17 protein-coding genes and 3 tRNA genes are annotated in these 18,163 nt (G+C 70.6%); 7 read left to right on the top strand and 13 right to left on the bottom strand.

All coding sequences use genetic code 11. The features are described 5' to 3' along the window. Nucleotides 1-55 precede the first annotated feature (55 nt). Together ACFO0C_RS23085 and ACFO0C_RS23080 are read left to right on the top strand one after the other, a co-directional pair. Nucleotides 56-2,374: an RNA degradosome polyphosphate kinase gene (locus ACFO0C_RS23085; protein ID WP_378068744.1), complete on the top strand. Its 2,319-nt coding sequence runs from the start codon at nt 56-58 to the stop codon at nt 2,372-2,374. A gap of 11 nt (nt 2,375-2,385) precedes the next feature. Further along, nucleotides 2,386-3,261, top strand: coding sequence for an NUDIX hydrolase (locus tag ACFO0C_RS23080; RefSeq protein ID WP_378068743.1), 876 nt, complete (start codon nt 2,386-2,388; stop codon nt 3,259-3,261). Here ACFO0C_RS23080 and ACFO0C_RS23075 read toward each other — a convergent pair. From ACFO0C_RS23075 to leuC, 4 genes are all read right to left on the bottom strand, one after another. After that, nucleotides 3,188-3,649, bottom strand: coding sequence for a hypothetical protein (locus ACFO0C_RS23075; RefSeq protein WP_378068742.1), 462 nt, complete (start codon nt 3,647-3,649; stop codon nt 3,188-3,190). The genes ACFO0C_RS23080 and ACFO0C_RS23075 overlap by 74 nt on opposite strands. A gap of 91 nt (nt 3,650-3,740) precedes the next feature. Beyond that, a complete protein-coding gene (locus ACFO0C_RS23070; RefSeq protein WP_378068741.1) occupies nt 3,741-4,454 on the bottom strand; it encodes an HU family DNA-binding protein in 714 nt (237 codons plus the stop codon). Nucleotides 4,455-4,614: 160 nt separating this feature from the next. Further along, complete coding sequence (gene leuD / locus ACFO0C_RS23065; RefSeq protein WP_378068740.1) at nt 4,615-5,205, bottom strand: 3-isopropylmalate dehydratase small subunit; 591 nt, start codon at nt 5,203-5,205, stop codon at nt 4,615-4,617. A gap of 15 nt (nt 5,206-5,220) precedes the next feature. Beyond that, nucleotides 5,221-6,675: a 3-isopropylmalate dehydratase large subunit gene (gene leuC / locus ACFO0C_RS23060; protein WP_378068739.1), complete on the bottom strand. Its 1,455-nt coding sequence runs from the start codon at nt 6,673-6,675 to the stop codon at nt 5,221-5,223. A gap of 49 nt (nt 6,676-6,724) precedes the next feature. Here leuC and ACFO0C_RS23055 point away from each other — a divergent pair, with 49 nt between their 5' ends. From ACFO0C_RS23055 to ACFO0C_RS23040, 4 genes are all read left to right on the top strand, one after another. After that, nucleotides 6,725-7,411, top strand: a complete 687-nt coding sequence (locus ACFO0C_RS23055; protein ID WP_014447202.1) for an IclR family transcriptional regulator — start codon at nt 6,725-6,727, stop codon at nt 7,409-7,411. Between the two features lie 31 nt (nt 7,412-7,442). Further along, nucleotides 7,443-10,184, top strand: coding sequence for an AAA family ATPase (locus tag ACFO0C_RS23050; protein ID WP_378068738.1), 2,742 nt, complete (start codon nt 7,443-7,445; stop codon nt 10,182-10,184). A gap of 128 nt (nt 10,185-10,312) precedes the next feature. Continuing rightward, nucleotides 10,313-11,101 (top strand): alpha/beta hydrolase, encoded by a 789-nt coding sequence (locus ACFO0C_RS23045; protein ID WP_378068737.1) that lies wholly within the window; start codon nt 10,313-10,315, stop codon nt 11,099-11,101. Beyond that, entirely contained in the window at nt 11,077-11,844 is a 768-nt protein-coding gene (locus tag ACFO0C_RS23040; protein ID WP_378068736.1) for an MBL fold metallo-hydrolase, read from the top strand. The genes ACFO0C_RS23045 and ACFO0C_RS23040 overlap by 25 nt, the downstream gene beginning before the upstream one ends. Nucleotides 11,845-12,051: 207 nt before the next feature. Here ACFO0C_RS23040 and ACFO0C_RS23035 read toward each other — a convergent pair whose 3' ends face one another. The 5 genes from ACFO0C_RS23035 to ACFO0C_RS23015 all read right to left on the bottom strand — a co-directional run bounded on the left by ACFO0C_RS23035 (nt 12,052) and on the right by ACFO0C_RS23015 (nt 14,581). Continuing rightward, the gene (locus tag ACFO0C_RS23035) at nt 12,052-12,723 is read right to left on the bottom strand and encodes an N-acyl homoserine lactonase family protein (RefSeq protein ID WP_378068735.1); all 672 of its coding nucleotides are present in this window, start codon (nt 12,721-12,723) and stop codon (nt 12,052-12,054) included. 244 nt (nt 12,724-12,967) lie between these two features. Further along, a tRNA-Glu gene (locus ACFO0C_RS23030) sits at nt 12,968-13,043 on the bottom strand. Between the two features lie 477 nt (nt 13,044-13,520). Then, nucleotides 13,521-13,593: transfer RNA gene (locus ACFO0C_RS23025), tRNA-Glu, on the bottom strand. Nucleotides 13,594-13,642: 49 nt separating this feature from the next. Then, nucleotides 13,643-13,714: transfer RNA gene (locus ACFO0C_RS23020), tRNA-Gln, on the bottom strand. Between the two features lie 63 nt (nt 13,715-13,777). Next, nucleotides 13,778-14,581, bottom strand: coding sequence for an SDR family oxidoreductase (locus tag ACFO0C_RS23015; RefSeq protein WP_378068734.1), 804 nt, complete (start codon nt 14,579-14,581; stop codon nt 13,778-13,780). 46 nt (nt 14,582-14,627) lie between these two features. Here ACFO0C_RS23015 and ACFO0C_RS23010 point away from each other — a divergent pair, with 46 nt between their 5' ends. Continuing rightward, nucleotides 14,628-15,335 carry a TetR/AcrR family transcriptional regulator gene (locus ACFO0C_RS23010; protein ID WP_378068733.1) on the top strand — a complete coding sequence of 236 codons (708 nt, stop codon included), beginning with the start codon at nt 14,628-14,630 and terminating at the stop codon, nt 15,333-15,335. On the opposite strand, the gene ACFO0C_RS23005 is transcribed toward ACFO0C_RS23010, so the two are convergent. The 4 genes from ACFO0C_RS23005 to ACFO0C_RS22990 are packed head-to-tail and all read right to left on the bottom strand — an operon-like array spanning nt 15,324 to nt 18,112. Further along, complete coding sequence (locus ACFO0C_RS23005) at nt 15,324-16,118, bottom strand: fumarylacetoacetate hydrolase family protein (protein WP_378068732.1); 795 nt, start codon at nt 16,116-16,118, stop codon at nt 15,324-15,326. The genes ACFO0C_RS23010 and ACFO0C_RS23005 overlap by 12 nt on opposite strands. Before the next feature lie 38 nt (nt 16,119-16,156). After that, complete coding sequence (locus ACFO0C_RS23000; protein ID WP_378068731.1) at nt 16,157-16,399, bottom strand: helix-turn-helix transcriptional regulator; 243 nt, start codon at nt 16,397-16,399, stop codon at nt 16,157-16,159. Between the two features lie 7 nt (nt 16,400-16,406). Next, on the bottom strand, nt 16,407-17,222 hold the full coding sequence (locus ACFO0C_RS22995; RefSeq protein WP_378068730.1) for an ABC transporter permease: 816 nt from the start codon (nt 17,220-17,222) through the stop codon (nt 16,407-16,409). After that, nucleotides 17,222-18,112 (bottom strand): ABC transporter ATP-binding protein, encoded by an 891-nt coding sequence (locus ACFO0C_RS22990; protein WP_378068729.1) that lies wholly within the window; start codon nt 18,110-18,112, stop codon nt 17,222-17,224. The genes ACFO0C_RS22995 and ACFO0C_RS22990 overlap by 1 nt, the downstream gene beginning before the upstream one ends. Between the last annotated feature and the right edge of the window lie 51 nt (nt 18,113-18,163).

The following is an 18,163-nucleotide window of genomic DNA, read 5'->3' as shown; positions in this document are numbered from 1 at the left end:
TGTGATCATCCGGTAGTTCGTTTCACGTTTCTCCGGAAACGGCAATGATGTAAGCATGACGACCCCGCCCCGGATTCCTGAGACCCGCCGGCGTGGCCCGAACGGCCGCTTTCTGCCCCGCCCCGAGTCGGCAGAGACGCAGCTGATCGAGGCCCCCGACCCTGCGGAGGCGGCTGTCGAACCGGATCCGGAGCCCGCTCTCACCGAGCGCGAGGTCACCGAGCTGGCAACCAGCGAGATGGTCGCCGATCTGAGCGTCGCCGACGACAGCGACGAGGACGAGGACGAGGACGAGCCGGGCTACGCGCTGCCCGAGGACCGTTTCCTGAACCGGGAGTTGTCCTGGTTGGACTTCAACGCCCGGGTGCTGGCCCTCGCCGAGGACCCGGGCACGCCCCTGCTGGAGCGGGCGAAATTCCTGGCGATCTTCGCGAGCAACCTGGACGAGTTCTACATGGTCCGGGTGGCGGGGCTGAAGCGGCGTTTGAGCGCGGGCCTGCCGATGCGCGGCGGCGACCGGTCCCCGCTGCGCCACCAGATCGAGATGATCACCGAGCGGACCACCGACCTGGTCACCCGGCACGCGGCCTGCTTCTCCGACGAGGTGCGGCCGAAACTGGCGGCGGAGAGCATCGAGCTGGTCTCGTGGAAGGAGCTGAACGCCGCCGAGCAGGGCCGGCTGCGGACCTTCTTCCGGGAGCAGGTCTTCCCGGTGCTGACGCCGCTCGCGGTCGACCCGGCGCACCCTTTCCCGTACATCAGCAGCCGGTCCTTGAATCTGGCCGTTGCCCTTCGTTATCCGGACGGTGACTCGCCCGAACTGTTCGCGCGGGTCAAGGTGCCGAACAATGTGCCGCGTTTCGTGACCGTGCAGAACGACAGCCGTGGCATCCGGTTCCTGCCGGTCGAGGAGCTGATCGCGGTCCATCTGAGCCAGCTGTTCCCGGGCATGCAGATCCTGGAGTGGCATCTGTTCCGGGTGACCCGCAACGCCGAGCTGGAGGTCGACGAGGACCGCGACGAGGATCTGCTGCAGGCCCTGGAGCGGGAGCTGGCGCAGCGCCGGTTCGGCCCGCCGGTGCGCCTGGAGGTGGCCGCGTCGATCAGCGACCACGTGCTCGACCTGCTGGTCCGTGAGCTGGACATGGACAGTCAGGACGTGTTGCGGGTGCCCGGCCTGCTCGACCTGTCGGCGCTGTGGCAGGTGTTCGGCGAGTGCGACCGCGACGACCTGAAGGACCGGCCGTTCGTCCCGGCGACGCACCCGCACCTGGCCGACGGTGAGGTGCCGCGCAGTGTGTTCAACCGGCTGCGCGAGTCCGACATCCTGGTCCACCACCCGTACCACTCGTTCTCCACGAGCGTGCAGCGGTTCATCGAGCAGGCCGCGGCCGATCCCGGCGTGCTGGCCATCAAGCAGACCCTCTACCGCACCTCGGGCGACTCGCCGATCGTGGACGCGCTGGTCGACGCGGCGGCCGCCGGCAAGCAGGTGGTGGTGCTGGTCGAGGTGAAGGCCCGGTTCGACGAGGTGGCCAACATCGCCTGGGCGCGGACGCTGGAGCGGGCCGGCTGCCACGTCGTCTACGGCCTGGTCGGCCTCAAGACCCACTGCAAGACCTCCCTGGTGGTACGGCAGGAGGGCAACCAGATCCGCCGGTACTGCCACATCGGCACGGGTAACTACCACCCGAAGACCGCCCGGCTGTACGAGGACTTCGGCATGCTGACCGCCGACCCGGAGGTGGGCGCCGACGTCACCGACCTGTTCAACGTGCTCACCGGGTACAGCCGGCAGACCACCTACCGGCGGTTGCTGGTGGCCCCGCACGGCGTCCGCAAGGGCCTGCTGGAGCGGGTCGACGAGCAGGCCCGGATCGCCCGGGAGGGCGGCGAGGCGCTGGTCCAGTTCAAGGTGAACTCGCTGGTCGACGAGAAGACCATCGACGCGCTCTACCGGGCCTCGCAGGACGGGGTCAAAGTGGACCTGATCATCCGGGGCATGTGCGCGCTGCGGCCCGGCGTGCCCGGGCTGTCGGAGAACATCCGGGTCCGCTCGATCGTCGGCCGGTTCCTGGAGCACTCTCGGGTCTTCCGGTTCGGTCCGGGGCCCGAGGCCGAGTACTGGATGGGTTCGGCCGACCTGATGCACCGCAACCTGGACCGCCGGGTGGAGGCGCTGGTCAAGGTGACACTGCCGTCGGCTCGCGAGGAGCTGCGGCATGTTTTGGAACTGTCGATGGCGGAGACCACCGAGGGGTGGGACCTGGACGCGGACGGCCTGTGGCGCCGCAATCAGGGCACCCCGGGCCGTCCGCAGGTGCACCTTCAGGCGGCCATGCTCCGGCGGATCATCGGCAAGAAGAACACCTGAGAAAAGGGCTCATGACGGAAGTGGAACGTGCGGCCGGCGGGGTCCTGTACCGCCGGTCCGGTGACCGGGTCGAGGTGTGCCTGGTGCACCGCCCCCGCTATGACGACTGGAGCCTGCCCAAGGGCAAACTGACCGGCGGCGAGCACCCGCTGGCCGGTGCGCTGCGCGAGGTCGGTGAGGAGACCGGCGCGGAGGCGATCCCCCAGTTGCGGCTGCCGGACGTCGACTACGTAATGCCGGACGGCCGGGCCAAGAACGTGGCGTACTGGCTGATGGCGGCCACCACCGACGGGCCGGTGCGGGACACCGGTGAGGTGGACGAGGTGGCGTGGCTGCCTCTGGAGGAGGCGGTGGGGCTTCTCTCGTACGCCGAGGAGAAGACCGTCCTCGCGGGAGTCGCCGCGCTGCCGCCGGTGACCGCGGTGATCGCGCTGGTCCGGCACGCCAGGGCCGGCGAGCGGAAGGCGTGGGCCGGCCGTGACGAGCTGCGGCCGATCGACCCGATCGGCGCGGGACAGGCGGACCGGATCGCCACCCTGCTCACCCCGATGCGGCCGCGCCGGCTGGTGGCGGCCACCCCGCTGCGGTGCGCGCAGACGCTGGAACCGCTGGCGGCGGCGACCGGCCGCCCGATCGTTCAGGACGGGGCGTTCGCCGAGACGTCCGGGCCGGACGGTGTGCCGGCCCGGGTGGCGTCGGCGCGGGCGCGGCTGGCCGAGCTGCGCGGGTTCGAGCGGGCCGTGGTGTGCAGTCAGGGCAAGCTGATGCCACATCTCATCGCGTCGCTGACCGGCGCGGCCGATCACCGGCCGTTCAAGACGCCGAAGGGCGACGGGTGGTTGCTGACCTGGGCCGGCGAGAGGTTGCTGGGCGCTTCGCGGCTGTGACGGTACGGTGCGCGGGCGCATCGGCCCGCCAGTGCCCGATCAGGTCACCGGTCAGCCAGCGTGCCTGCCACAGTTCGTCGCGCCGCGGCTCCCAGTCGCGATAGGGCAGCAGCGCCAGCCGCCAGCTGAGGATCCCGGCCAGGTACCAGCCGTAGAGCGGGACCGCCCCGGCCAGCCCGTCCATCCGGCGGTAGGAGGCGTACGGGGCGCCGGCCGTCACGGCCAGTCCCGACCAGCCACAGGTGATCACCCAGTCCAGCACCGGCCATCCGGTGCCGGTCTCGGCCAGGTCGCCGAGTGTCCACCCGGGCACGATCGCGACGGTGAACAGCGCCGCGGCGATGCCGGCCCGGCTGGTCAGGCCACGTGGCCTCGATCCTCGCTGCATGATGCGGACGGTAGGACGGCCGGGCGGGCCCGCGCCGGAACACCGAAAAGGCGTCCACCGTACGGGTGGACGCCTTCGGTACTACGCGAGGTCAGCGGCTGCGACGCGGCGACGCCGCCCGTGCGGGCGCCGGTGCCGGTGCGGCCGTCTTGCGGGCGGTCCGCTTGGCCGCCGGAGCCGCCTTCGTGGTCTTGGTGGCCTTCGTCGCCTTGGCCGCCTTCGTCGCCGGCGCCGTCTTGGTCGCCGCCGTTGTCTTGGTCGCCGGCGCGGTCTTCTTCGCCGTCGTCTTCTTCGCCGCCGCCGTTGTGGTGGTCTTCGCCGGCGCCGCCTTGGTCGCGGTCGTCTTCTTGGCGGCGGCCGTGGTCTTGGTGGCCGTCGCCTTGGTGGCCGCCGTGCTCTTGGCGGCCGTCGCCTTGGTGGCGGTGGTCTTCTTCGCCGCCGCGGTCTTGGTCGCCGACGCCGCCGTGGCCTTGGTGGCCGGAGCCGCCTTGGTCGCGGTGGTCTTCTTCACGGCGGCCGCCTTGGCCGGCTTTCCGCTGGCGACCAGTTCCCGGAAAGTGTTGCCGACCTTGAAGACCGGGACCGACGTCTTCTTGACCTTCACCGGTTCACCGGTTCGCGGATTACGCGCGACCCGCGGATTACGGACCCGCTTCTCCCAGGAACCGAATCCGGTGAGTGCCACTCGGTCGCCCTTGGCGACAGCATTCTGCACCTCACTGATGAACGCGTCGAGCGCCAGGGTCGCGGTCTTCTTGTCGCCCAGCTTGACTGCGAGCGCCTCGATGAGCTCGGCCTTGTTCACGGTTTCCTCCCGGACGTGAGAACTGGCCCGTCACGGGCCATTCTGCGCGCACGGTATGCCCTGTGACCTGGTTACAGAAACATTCAGGGGAAAAAACCGTTGTGTCCCAACGAATTCGCCCCTGCCGGGTGACCCGGCAGGGGCGAAAACGGTGCCCGGACTAAAGGACGACGACCGGCTTGAAAGCGGGACGGCCCTTCTCGTACGCGGTAATCGCGTCCTCGTGGCGCAGCGTCAGTCCGATGTCGTCGAGGCCTTCCATGAGACGCCAGCGGCTGAAGTCGTCAATGGGGAAACCGTAGGCGGCGTCGTCGACGCGGACCACGCGGCCCTCCAGGTCGACGGTGATCTCCTTCTCCGGCTCGGACTCGGCCAGGTCCCAGAGGCTCTCGACGATCTTCTGGTCGAGCTGGATCGGCAGCAGGCCCTCCTTGAGGGAGTTGCCGCGGAAGATGTCGCCGAAGCGGGAGGCGATGACCGCCTTGAAGCCCCAGTCGCGCAGCGCCCAGACGGCGTGCTGGCGGGACGAGCCGGTGCCGAAGTTCGGCCCGGCCACCAGGATGGTGGCCCCCGCGTGCTGAGGGCGGTTCAGCACGAAGTCCGGGTCCTCACGCCAGGCGTTGAAGAGGCCGTCCTCGAAGCCGGTCCGGGTGACCCGCTTCAGGTAGACCGCCGGGATGATCTGGTCCGTGTCCACGTCGGAACGGCGCAGCGGCATGACCTTGCCGCTGTGGGTGACGAACTTGTCCATGATCAGCTCCCGTGATCAGAGGTCGGCGGGGGCGGCCAGCCGGCCGACCACGGCGGTGGCGGCGGCGACCTGCGGCGAGACCAGGTGGGTACGCCCACCCTTGCCCTGCCGGCCCTCGAAGTTGCGGTTGGAGGTGGACGCGGCGCGCTGGCCGGGGCTGAGCGTGTCCGGGTTCATGCCGAGACACATCGAGCAGCCGGCGAACCGCCACTCGGCGCCGGCCTCGGTGAACACCTTGTCCAGGCCCTCGGCCTCGGCCTGCTCGCGCACCAGGTAGGAGCCGGGCACGATCATCATGCGGACACCGTCGGCGACCCGGCGGCCCCGGATGACGTCGGCGGCGGCCCGCAGGTCCTCCAGCCGGCCGTTGGTGCAGGAGCCGACGAAGACCACGTCGACCGGGACCTCACGGAACGGGGTGCCGGGGGTGAGGTCCATGTACGCCAGGGCGCGCTCGGCGGCGGTCCGCTCGACCTCGTCGAGGAAGTCCTCGGGGGCCGGCACGACACTGTTCAGCGCGGCGCCCTGGCCCGGGTTGGTACCCCAGGTGATGAACGGGCTGATCGACGCGGCATCCAGGATGATCTCGGTGTCGTACTCGGCGCCCTCATCGGTGGCGAGGGTGCTCCAGTACGCGACCGCGGCGTCCCACTGCTCGCCCTGCGGGGCGTGGGTGCGGCCCTTCAGGTAGTCGAAGGTGGTCTCGTCCGGCGCGATCATGCCGGCCTTGGCGCCCCACTCGATCGACATGTTGCAGATGGTCATCCGGCCCTCCATGGAGAGCTTGCGGATGGCCTCGCCGCGGTACTCCACGATGTGGCCGTTGCCGCCGCCGGTACCGGTCTGCGTGATCAGGGCGAGGATCAGGTCCTTCGCGCTCACGCCGGGGCCGAGCTCGCCGACGACCGTGACGGCCATCGTCTTCGGCTTGGACTGCGGCAGCGTCTGGGTGGCCAGCACGTGCTCGACCTCACTGGTGCCGATGCCGAAGGCCAGCGCGCCGAACGCGCCGTGGGTCGCGGTGTGCGAGTCGCCGCAGACGATCGTCATGCCGGGCTGGGTGAGACCCAGCTGCGGGCCGATCACGTGCACGATGCCCTGGTTCACGTCACCCAGCGGCCGGATCTCCACACCGAACTCGGCGCAGTTCTTGCGCAGGGTCTCGATCTGCGTCCGCGAGACCGTGTCGGTGATGGTCAGCAGATCGCCACGGCGGGTGTTGAACGCCGGGTCGGCATAACCGGTCGGCGTGTTGTGGTCCTCCGTCGCGAGCGTGAGGTCGGTGCGGCGGACCGGGCGGCCGGCCATCCGGAGACCGTCGAACGCCTGCGGGCTGGTGACCTCGTGCAGGAGATGCAGGTCGATGAAGAGCAGGTCGGGCTCACCCTCGGCCGTGCGCACCACGTGGTCATCCCAGACCTTCTCGGCCAGGGTCCTGGGTTTCCCGCTCTGGGGAGTGACTCCCACCATCTGGACATCCTAAATTCTGGAATGTATGTTTCGGCTTGTGGGACACAGTATGAGCGGTGTAGGCGTTCTCGACAAGGCGGTTGTCATCCTCGCCGCATGTGTCGACGGCGCCAGCCTTGCCGAGTTGGTCGAACGCACCAAGCTGCCGCGGGCGACCGCACATCGCCTGGCCCAGGCCCTGGAGATCCATCGGATGCTGGTGCGCGACACTCAAGGAAGATGGCGTCCGGGCCCGCGATTGGGCGAGTTGGCCAATGCCGCACCGGACGTTCTGCTGACCGCCGCCGAGCCCCTGCTGTCCGCACTGCGGGACGCCACGGGCGAGAGTGCTCAGCTCTACCTGCGCCGTGCCGACGAGCGCATCTGCGTCGCCGCCGCCGAGCGCGCGAGTGGTCTTCGTGACACCGTGCCGGTCGGTTCGGTGCTCCCGATGGTCGCCGGTTCGGCCGCACAGATCCTGCTCGCGTGGGAGCCCCCCGAGGCCGTGATGCCGCTCCTGCCGCGCTGCAAGTTCACCGGCCGCACCCTCGCCGAGGTCCGCCGCCGCGGCTGGGCGCAGAGCGTCGCCGAGCGTGAGCCCGGTGTGGCCAGCGTCTCCGCGCCGATCCGCGACCGGACGGGCCGGGTCATCGCGTCGATCTCGATAAGCGGTCCGATCGAGCGCCTCGGCCGCCGCCCCGGTGAGCGGCACGCGATGGCCGTCGTCCGCGCCGGCCAGCGTCTCTCCGGCCTGTGATCCATTGATCACCGTCCGATAGGCTGCCGCGGTGCGGCTCTTCGGGCAGGGTGATCGGCTCTTCGGACGCGACAGCGAGTGCGCCCGGCTCGACGGTCTCCTCCGGGAGGCGCGAGGCGGGCGCAGCGCGGCGTTGATCCTGCGCGGCGAGGCAGGCGTCGGCAAGACCGCATTGCTTCGGTACGCCGTGAGCACCATCCCGGCAACCCTCACCATCAGTGGCATCGAGTCCGAGGCGGACTTCCCCTACGCGGGACTGCACCGTCTGCTGATCCCGGTGCTGCCGTTCCGGGATCAGCTGCCGGCCCGCCAGCGCGCCGCCCTCGACGTCGCCTGCGGTCTCGCCGAGGGCCCGCCGCCCGACCTCTACCTGGTCAGTCTCGCCGCCCTCACCCTGCTCGCCTCCGAGCCCCGGGTCTGTGTCGTCGACGACGTGCAGTGGCTCGACCCCGAGTCGGCCCGCGCCCTGGCCTTCGTCGCCCGCCGCCTGCACGCCGAGGGTGTCGTCCTCCTCTTCGGCCAGCGGGTGGTGCCCGACGACCCAGGGCTCTTCGCCGGCGTCGACGTGCTCGACGTCGGCGGCCTCGGCCGGGACGCCGCGATGGCGCTGCTCTCCGACGTCGTCACCGGCGACCTCGACCTCGGCCTGGCCGAGCAGATCGCCGAGTCCACCGGCGGCAACCCGCTGGCCCTCACCGACCTGGGCCGTGAGCTGACCGCCGGGCAACTGGCCGGCGCCTCCCCGTTGCCCGACCCGGTGCCGATCGGCAGTCGTCTCGAGGCGCACTATTCGGCGCGGGTCCGGGCGTACCCGGAGATCACCCGCACCTGGCTGGTCCTCGCCGCCGCCGGCGCGGGCGGACGCACCGACCACCTGCTGTCCGCGGCCCGGGCTCTCGGCGCCGGCCCGGAGGACGCCGCGCCGGCCGAGTCCGACCGGCTGATCAGCGGTTTCCCTCCGATCGACTTCCGCCACCCCCTGGTGCGGTCCGCCGTCTACGGTGACGCCGAGCCGGCCAGGCGCCGGGCCGTCCACGACGCGCTCGCCGCCGCCACCACCGACCCGGCCGACGCCGACCGCCGGGCCTGGCACCTCGCCGCCGCGGCCGTGGCGCCGGACGAGGCCATCGCCGCCGACCTGGAGCGCAGCGCCGACCGGGCCGGGGCGCGCGGCGGTCACACCGCGCGGGCCGGTTTCCTGACCCGGTCGGCCGAGCTGACCCCCGACCCCACGGTCCGGACCGGCCGGCAGGTCCGCGCCGCCGGAGCCGCGATGGCCGCCGGAGCCCCGGTCCGGGCCCTGCTCCTGCTCGACGGTCTCGACGAGGCGCTGCTCGCCGGGCCCGACCTCGGCGAGGCACTGATGACGCGGGCGAACGCCGCCGTCAACGCCGGTGTGCCGCACGGCCTGCGGGACGCGGCCGCCATGTGCCTGGCCGCCGCCGAAGCCTTCGGCACCGACCGGGTCAGCGCCCGGATCGCCGTCATCCAGGCCATCCAGCACGCTACGACGGCCGAGCACCTGGGCAACGTCACCGAGCCGGAGATCGCCGCGGCCGCCCGGCCGCTCGCCGGGGACGACCCGGCCGACGTGGACGGACTCCTGCTCGCCGGTTACGCCGCGTTCATCACCGACGGGTTCGCGGGCGGGGTCCCGGCACTGCGCCGGGCGATCGCCGCCATCGCCGACCCCGAGCTGCCGGACGAGGTGCTGCTCACCCGGTTCATCCTGGGCATCAACTTCTGCAACATGGTGTGGGACGACGCCACCAAACAGTTCCTGATCGACCGGGCGGAGGGCGCCGCCCGACGGACCGGTGCGCTGCACGCCCTGGACATCGTCCATTTCATCGGCGCGATGACCGGCGCCTTCCTCGGCCGGCTCGACGACGCCGACCGTCACGACGCGGCCGGGCAGCGGGTCCGGCGGGCGATCGGCATCACCGCCGACCAGGAGCAGGTCTGGCGGCACCCCGAGCTGGTGGCGTGGCGGGCACCGGACGGTCTCCGGGAGACGCTGCCGCACGCGCTCGGCGTCTTCGAGATGCTGCACATGGGTGGCATGCACGCCGTCACCCGGCTCAGCCTGGCCATCCTCGACAACGCTGTCGGCGACTACGCGGCGGCCCGCGACGGTCTGCTCGGCATCGTCGACCTCGGGCGCCCGCTGCGGTACGCGTGGGCGCTGCCCGACCTGGTGGAGGCCGCGGTCCGCTCCGGCGACCGGGAGACCGCCGAGCGGGCCTACGCCGATCTCGAACTCGCCGGCCGGGCCAGTGACACACCCCGTGCGCTGGGTCTGCTGGACCGGTCCCGGGCGCTGCTGTCCGAGCCACGGGAGGCGGAGGCGCTCTACCGGGCGGCGATCGAGCGGTTCGACGACTCGGTCTCCTACGGTGATCTGGCCCGGACACGGCTGCTCTACGGCGAGTGGCTGCGCCGCCGTCGCCGCCGCCGAGACGCGCAGGAGCAGCTCGGCACCGCGCTCGCGATGTTCGAGGCGGTCCGGGCCACCGCTTTCGCCGCCCGCGCCGCACGGGAACTGGCCGCGCTCGGTGAGAACGTCCGGACCCCGGTGCCCGACGCCGACGACACGATCCTCACCCCGCAGGAGGCGGCCGTCGCGATCCTCGCCCGGGCCGGTGAGACCAACGCGGAGATCGCGGCGCAGCTGTTCCTCAGCGCCAACACGGTCGACTACCACCTGCGGAAGGTGTTCCGGAAGCTCGGTGTCACCTCCCGGCGGCAGCTGCGGGACTTCCTGCCCGACTGAGCCCGGTTCCGGCCCCGCGTGCAAGGGTGACTACGTGCCGCACGTGATTCGGCGGTGGGCTCGCTCCCATGAGGATCGGGGGCAGGGGGTGGTCGTGGCCACCCGGCTCTCGTCGAAGGGGTACCACCATGAAACCGATCGTTCTCGTGCACGGGTTCTGGGTCACGCCGCGCAGCTGGGAGAACTGGATCGCCCACTACGAGGCCAAGGGGCACCGGGTGATCGCGCCGGCCTATCCGGGGTTCGAGGTCGAGGTGGAGGCACTCAACGCCGACCCGTCACCGATCGTCGACGTCACCGTGCCGCAGATCATCGAGCACATCGAGGCGCAGATCCGGGAACTGCCCGAGGCCCCGATCATCATCGGTCACTCGGCCGGCGGCGCCTTCACCCAGATCCTGCTCGACCACGGATACGGCGCGGCCGGCGTCGCGATGAACTCGGCACCGACCGAGGGCGTCCGGGTGGTCCCGCTGTCCCAGGTCAAGTCCACGTTCCCGGTGCTGAAGAGCCCGGCCAACCGGCACAAGGCGGTACCGCTGACATTGGAGCAGTGGACGTACGCCTTCACCAACACGTTCAGCCCGGAGGAGTCGAAGGCGCTCTGGGAGCGGTACGCGATCCCCGCCAACGGTGGCATCCTGTGGGGCAGCGTGCTCGCCAACTTCCAGCCCGGCCACCAGGACACGTGGGTCGACTACCACAACGACGAGCGGGCGCCGCTGCTCTTCGTCTCCGGCTCCGAGGACCACATCATGCCGCCTGAGGTGCAACGCTCCAACCACAAGCACTACAAGTCGAACACCGTCACCGAGATCCGCGAGTACGAGGGCTACGCCCACCTGCTCCCCGCGCAGAAGGGCTGGGAGCAGATCGCGGACGAGGTGCTGGAATGGGCTCTGCGGCACGCCCGATGACCGCCACGATCACCCACATCGGCGGGCCGACGACACTCGTCGAGATCGGCGGGGTACGGCTGCTCACCGACCCGACCTTCGACGCCCCGGGCCGGCGGTACTCGTTCGGCCTGGGCACGTCCTCGGTCAAGACCGCGGGCCCGGCCGTCCCGTTCGAGTCACTCGGCCGGATCGACGCCGTCCTGCTCACCCATGACCACCACGGTGACAACCTGGACATCGCCGGGCGGGCGCTGCTGCCGTCGGTGCCGGTGGTGCTCACCACGGTCAGCGGCGCCCGCAGGCTCGGCGGCAACGCCACCGGTCTCGCGCCGTGGGGCACCGCCACCGTCGGCGACGTCGAGGTGACCGCCACCCCGGCCCGGCACGGCCCGCCGCTGAGCCGGCCGATCGTGGGCGAGGCCATCGGTTTCGCGCTGCGGCCGCCCGGTGCCTCGTCGGTGATCTGGATCTCCGGGGACACGGTCCTCTTCAACGGGGTACGGCAGGTGCCGTCCCGTTTCACCGTCGACACCGCGATCCTGCACCTGGGCAGCGTGCAGTTCGGCATCACCGGCCCGCTGCGCTACACGATGACCGGCCGGGACGCGTCCCGTCTCGTCGAGCTGGTGCGGCCCCGCAAGGTCGTGCCGGTCCATTACGAGGGCTGGTCCCACTTCCACGAGGGCCGTCCCGGGATCGAGGCCTCCTTCCCACCGGGCGCACTCACGTGGCTGGATCCCGGAGTCCCGACCGTCGTCTGACCTCCCCCGCCCGCCTCGCCCGACCGACCTGCCCGATGTACCCGGCCTGGCGTGCCTGCCCTGCCGGCCTGGCGTGCCTGCCCTGCCGGCCTGGCGTGCCTGCCCTGCCGGCCTGGCGTGCCTGCCCTGCCCTGCCGGCGTGCCCGGCCTGCCCGGCCTGCCCGGCCGGCGCGACCCGGATCGTGGTCGGTCGGGCCGGGCCGGCGGTCAGGGGGTCCAGACGGCGTTGTCGTGGGCGAAGACGATCCGGCGGGGGTCGAAGGCCAGCAGGGTCTCCATCCAGGCCGGTGAGGCGCCGATCCCGGTCCGGTGCGCCAGCACGTCGTAGGTGAACGCGGTGGCCTGATCGTGACTCTGCCCGGCCACGATCATCGTGCCGTCGGCCGCCGTCACCACCACCGACTGGTGACCGTCGGTGTGCCCCGGGGTCGGCACGATCCGCACGCCGGGCAGGATCTCCGCCGCACCGTCCAACTCCTCATAGCGGACACCGGCGTGGTCGATCAGCTCCGGCAGGGTGTGCCATTCGACGGTACGGGCCAACGCCAACTCGGTCCGCTGGGTGAAGACCGGACGACCGGCCAGCTGCGGATTCCCTCCACAGTGGTCGAAGTGCAGATGGCAGTTCACCACGTAGGAGATGTCCTCGATCGTCGCACCGACAGTGGCGAGGGCGTCCCCGAGCGGAACCCGTCGCGGCCGGTAGTGCGCATCCACCTCCGGGTGGCCGCCCATCCCGGTGTCGACCAGGATCCGCCCGGCCGGATGCTCGATCAGGTAGCCGAGAGTCGGCTCCACCCGATCCGCACCGGTCCCGGTCTCCTCGGCCGGCCGGACAAACCATCCGAAGTCGACTCGCCGCACCACGATCTCACTCATCGCCGAAGTATCACCGCGGAGGCCCCCGCCAGCCCCCGGAATCTCCGCCCAGCAGAACACCGGGAACCGGCTGGTCGTGCGGAACCACAACCCTGGCCGGCTCCGGGCACCCCGATCAATCGCGCTGTCACCGCCGAACACCGATGAACCCACGCAGCCACCCCGGAAACACCGACCGGTCCACGCGGTCGCCCCGGAAACGCGGATCGGCCCGCACCGTTACCGGTGCGGGCCGATCCTTTTCTGGTAGTCCCGAAGGGATTCGAACCCTCGCTACCGCCTTGAGAGGGCGGCGTCCTAGGCCGCTAGACGACGGGACCAGAACTTTCCGTTCACCGCCCTGTTTCGGCGGCGGACTGAACTCTATCAGCACTCCGCCCGCAGCCGAAATCGGATATCCACCCACCTCAACCAGGGTGACCAGCGCCACCGCACACCCTCATCCAGCCGTCGCCCACACCGGTATTCCGCCCACGAAAGCCCCTGAACGACGGCCGACGACCCAGCCGCCGTCCAGACCGGCCAAGCTGCCGCCGAAAGGCGGCTGAGCAACGGCCGACAGCCCAGCCGTCGCCCAGACCGGCCAAGCCGCCGCCGAAAGGCGGCTGAACGACGGCCGGCGATCTCACGGCGACCGTCGCATACACCCGTGAGGCGCGGTTCGGTCCGGAATGTCGCCCACGGCGCGCGACAGCCACGGCCGGTGATGGGATGCGGTTGGGGAAGCCGTCTCCCGTACCACTGCATGGTTCAAACGCGAAACGACCCGCACCGATGGGTGCGGGTCGTTTTCTATGTAGTCCCGAAGGGATTCGAACCCTCGCTACCGCCTTGAGAGGGCGGCGTCCTAGGCCGCTAGACGACGGGACCAGAACATGCTGTTTCTTCCAGCACTGCCCTTCCCGGAGGAAGGACTGCGCTGGGGTACCAGGACTCGAACCTAGACTAGCTGAACCAGAATCAGCCGGGCTGCCAATTACCCCATACCCCATTTGGCCCGGCTTGCCGCGCCGTGGAGAACTTTACCTGAGCCCCTGTGCGCCGCCAAATCGGGTTACCGAAATAGATCGACGTGACGGCGCACCCACGCGGCAAAGCTCATCGCCGGCCGGTTGAGCAGGGTCGCGGCGGTCGGCAGGGCGGGCTGCGGGTGTTCGGCGAGTTGTGCGAGGCCGTTCAGGTACCAGTCGCCGAACTCACCCATCAGCTCGCGGTAGTGGGCGGCGGCGACGTCGCCGGCCAGCTCGACGTAGGTGAGATCGCGCCCCAGCTCCGCACCGATCATGGCGACCTGCTGCCGCCGGCTGATCGTCTCCGGGCCGGTCAGCTCGTAGGAACGGCCGAAGTGATCGTCGGAGAGAAGCACCCGGGCGGCGATCGCGGCGATGTCCTCCTGGGCGATCGGCGCGTTCGCCGCGTCGCCCCACGCGTCGCGGACCTCGTCGCCGGCCCGGATCTGCGGCGCCCAGCCGGTGGCGTTGGCCATGAACTCACCCGGCTCCAGGTGGGTGAACGGGACGCCGCACGCCTCCACCGCGTCCTCGATGGCCTGCCAGTGCAGGCCCTTCACCCCGGCCAGGTCGACAATGTGCCGCACCCCGGCCTCGGCGGCGGCCCGGCAGACGGCGTCGACGGTGGGGATGTGTGGTGCGAGATACATCCGGTCGACGCCGTCGAGGGCGGCGGCGACCGTGTCCGGCCGGTTGAAGAAACCGGTCACCACCTCGACGCCGGCGGGCAGGGCGGCCCGGGCCGGGTCGACGGTGAAGGCCCGCACATCGGCCACACCGAGATCCAGCAGCTCGTCGACGACCATGCGGCCGATGTTGGCGGTGGCGCCGGTCACCAGGATTCGCATTCTCGTACTCCCTACGGAAAGTATTTCCCGTAGGGTATACGGAATCATGGAGAACTACCCACTGCTCTGGCGCAGAAGTCAGCCCGCGAAGAAGGCCGCCGGCCGCCCGCCCCGGCTCAGCGTCGACGCCGTGGTGGCCGCCGCGATCCGGATCGCCGACGCCGACGGGCTGGAAGCGGCCTCGATGGCGCGGGTCGCCGCGGACCTCGGTGTGGCGACGATGACGCTCTACACCTACGTGCCGTCCCGCGCCGATCTGGTCGCGCTGATGGTCGACGAGGTACTGCTGGCCAGGCGGCTGAGCGCCTCGGCCGAGAGCTGGCGGGAGCGGGTGGCGCTGTTCGCGGCGCGGACTCGGGAGATGTATGTGGCGCACCCGTGGCTGACCGAGGTGTCGCTGGTCCGGCCGCCGCTCGGGCCGGGGACGATGGCCGAGCGGGAGTTCCTCATCGCCACCATGAGCCTGGCCGGCGTGCCCACCGCGACGATCAACCGGGCGGCGCTGTCGGTGACCGCGTACGTCTACGCCTTCGCCCGCGAGGCCGGTGAGGACGCGCGGCTCGCCCGGACCAGCGGGCAGTCGACCGAGTCGTGGTGGCACGAGCGCGGCGACTTCTGGGAGAACTGGTTCGACGTCGAGGCCCATCCGGCGATGACGGCGCTGTGGAACGCCGGTGGATTCGACGAGGGCCAGACCGCGTTCGATTACGGCCTGGCCCTGCTGCTGGACGGGATGGAGCGGTCAGTCGAGTGAGACCACCGGGTTCCGCAGCTCGCCGATGCCCTGGATGCTGACCGACACCGTGTCGCCCGCGGTGATCTGGCTGACCCCGGCCGGGGTGCCGGTCAGGATGATGTCGCCGGGCAGCAGCGTCATCACGTGCGACACGTAGGAGATCAGGCTCGGGATGTCGAAGACCATGTCCTTGGTCCGCCCGATCTGACGGACCTCCATGTTCTCCGGGTCACGGCCGACCTCGCAGCGCACCTCGACGTCACTGACGTCCAGCCCGGTGACGATCCACGGGCCGATCGGACAGAACGAGTCGAAGCCCTTGGCCCTCGTCCACTGCGGGTCCTTGCGCTGCAGGTCACGGGCGGTCACGTCGTTGCCGCAGGTGTAGCCGAAGATCGCCTTCTCGGCGCCGGCCCGGTCGACGCGGCGGGCGCCACTCGCGCCGATCACGACGGCGAGCTCGGCCTCCTCCTCCACCCGCTCGGTGACGCTCGGGATGCGGATCGCGTCGTTCGGCCCGATCACCGAGGTGGACGGCTTGATGAAGATCAGCGGCTCCTTGGGCACCTCGTTGCCCATCTCGGCGGCGTGGTCGGCGTAGTTGCGGCCGATCCCGATCACCTTGCTGGAGAAGATCGGGGCGAGCAGCCGGATGTCGGCCAGCGCCCACCGCTGGCCGGTGAAGCGCACCTCGTTGAACGGGATGCTGTCGATCTCGGCGACCGTCAGCCCCGAGGAGCTGTCGCCCTCGACGACGCCGAACGACACTCCACCAGGGTGGACAAAACGGGCGAAGCGCACGGGTAATCCCATCTCTAGCAATGCTGGCGCCTCAAAATCTACGCCGGTCGGGACTCCGCCCCGAGCCGTGGGAACGGCTCCAGCGAGAACACCACCTCGACCGGCACCTCGAAATAGGTGCAGATGCGCAACGCCAGGTGCAGGCTAGGGCTGAACTCGCCGCGCTCCAGATAGCCAACGGTCTGATAATGGACGCCCAGGGCGTCGGCGAGCTGCCGGCGGGAGATGCCTCGCTCCGCGCGCAACATCGCGATCCGGTTGTACGTGACCTCGCTGCCCATGGCTCCCTCAGATGACCCGGGTCATCGCCCGTTCCCGACGGGCCGCCACCAGCGAGCCGGACTCCCGGCGGGCCATCCGCCGCAGAATACGCGGCGCCAGGGCCAGCCCGATCACGGCCCAGAGACCCAGCACCACGATCGTGCCCAGGTGCTGCGGCGGCTCACCGGGCAGGAACGCGGACCGGAGCCCGGATCCCATCCAGTACATCGGGAAGGCCTTGGAGACACCCTGCACCCAGCCCGGCAGCGCCGCATGCGGGTAGAAGACCCCGGAGATCGCGGTGAGGACGATCACCGGCAGCATCAGGACCGCGGCGCTCCGGGCGGTCTCGAAGAACGAGCCGAGGATCGCGCCGACCGGCAGCAGCGCCAGCATGGTCAACGGCAGCAGCCAGAGCACGATCAGCCAGGTGCCGAGGTCGAACCGCAATCCGTCGACCACGAACGCGCCGGGGATCAGCGACACCACGCAGGTGATCACCATGACCCCGGCCACCAGCACGATCTTGCCGATCAGGTAACCGGCCATGCCCCTCGGCGTGGCCTTGGCCCGCAGCAGGGTGCCGTCCTCCCGATCCATCGTCAGATACTGCGCGGTGGACGTCACCCCGCCGATCACCAGCAGCAGGGCCAGCGAGCTGACCAGGCTGTACGCCCCGAGCGACACGGTCGAGCCGGGCACCTCGTCGTCCCGCACCAGGTAGAGCCAGCCGATCAGCAGGCCGACCGGGAACAGGTAGCCGAAGATGTCGGCGGCGCTCGTCACGGTGTGCCGCAACTCGATCAGGCCGCGGCGCAGCCCCGCACGGATCAGCCGGCTCATCACCCCTCCACCTCACGGACCAACCTCATGTACGTCTCCTCCAGGCTGGCCCGGCGCACCTCCAGGTCACCGATCGCCTCGCCGTGCTGCTGGAACAGCTCCCGCACGAACTCGGTGGCGTCGACACCGGAATGCACGAACCGCCGCCCGTCCAGCGTCCAGCGGACCTCGGACTCGGCGGCCACCTGCCGGGACAGCGCGTCGGCCGACCCGCACGCCACGATCCGCCCCCGGGCCAGGATCAGGATGCGATCGGCCAGCTTCTCCGCCTCGTCGAGGTCGTGTGTGGTCAGCAGCACGGTCGTCGAGTCCACATCGGTCATCCGGTGGATCAGGTCGTGGAAGTCGCGCCGCGCCTCCGGGTCGAACCCGACGGTCGGCTCGTCCAGGAAGAGGAGATCGGGCCGCCCGACGATGCCGATCGCCACGTCGAGCCGCCGCCGCTGGCCACCGGAGAGCCGGCCGATCACCGTGCTCGCCGAGCCGGCCAGGCCGACCACCTCGAGCAGCTCGCCGATCACCCAGGGCCGCTTCTTGTCCGGTGTGGAGTAGGCCTCGTAGTAGGACCCGAGATGCTCCAGCAGCTCGCGCACCCGCCACTTGCTGTGGTCGCGCCACGACTGCAGGACGACACCGAGACGGGCCCGCCACGCCTCGCCGCCCTCGGCCGGATCGACGCCGAGCACCCGGACGTCTCCACCGGACCGCATCCGGAAGCCCTCCAGGATCTCGATCGTGGTCGTCTTGCCCGCCCCGTTCGGCCCGAGCAGCACGACCACCTCGCCCGGCGCCGCCGAGAACTCGACGCCGGACAGCACCTCCCTGTCGCCGTAACGCATGCGGAGGTCGCTGACCTCCATCACCGGCGTGTCGACCAAGGTTCCCAACATGTCCAGCACGCTATCAAATATGTAGTACATCTACTACACATCAACGCACGT

It is taken from the genome of Actinoplanes subglobosus (genome assembly GCF_042650585.1).
Classification (GTDB): Bacteria; Actinomycetota; Actinomycetes; order Mycobacteriales; family Micromonosporaceae; genus Actinoplanes; species Actinoplanes subglobosus.
Note: the sequence above shows the minus strand (reverse complement) of the source record. Positions and strands in the feature narration are given on the sequence as shown.